The organism is Lysobacter sp. TAB13, from assembly GCF_052113885.1.
Taxonomy (GTDB): Bacteria; Pseudomonadota; Gammaproteobacteria; order Xanthomonadales; family Xanthomonadaceae; genus Lysobacter; species Lysobacter gummosus.
In genome coordinates this window covers 1-351 of record NZ_JBFRDR010000445.1, presented here as the reverse complement: position 1 = coordinate 351, position 351 = coordinate 1, and the positions used below count along the sequence as shown (strand labels likewise).

1 protein-coding gene is annotated in these 351 nt (G+C 64.1%); it reads right to left on the bottom strand.

Translation table 11 applies throughout. The features are described 5' to 3' along the window. A partial coding sequence (locus AB4Y92_RS26895) for an ATP-binding cassette domain-containing protein (RefSeq protein WP_441822397.1) occupies positions 1-351 on the bottom strand: 351 nt, incomplete at both ends.

The window sequence follows — 351 nt, the reverse complement described above, 5'->3', positions numbered from 1 at the left end:
GCCTTCGTCAGCGAGGTATTGATCAGAAGCGGTTCTTCCAGGATCGCGCCGATCTTCTTGCGCGGGTTCAACGAGCCATACGGATTCTGGAAGACCAGCTGTACGGTTCGCCGCAGGCGCTTGGCTTCGCCCGGAGGCGGCGTGACGGCGTCAAGACCATCGAGCATCAGCGCGCCCGAAGTCGGCTTCTCGATCAGCGTCGCCATGCGGGCGAGCGTCGACTTCCCGCAACCGGATTCACCGACGACGGCGAGCGTCTTGCCGGCTTCCACGGAGAAGGACACGCCGGTGACCGCCTGTAGCTGGGCCGGCGCACGGAGGAAACCGCGATTGACCGAATAGACCTGTGTC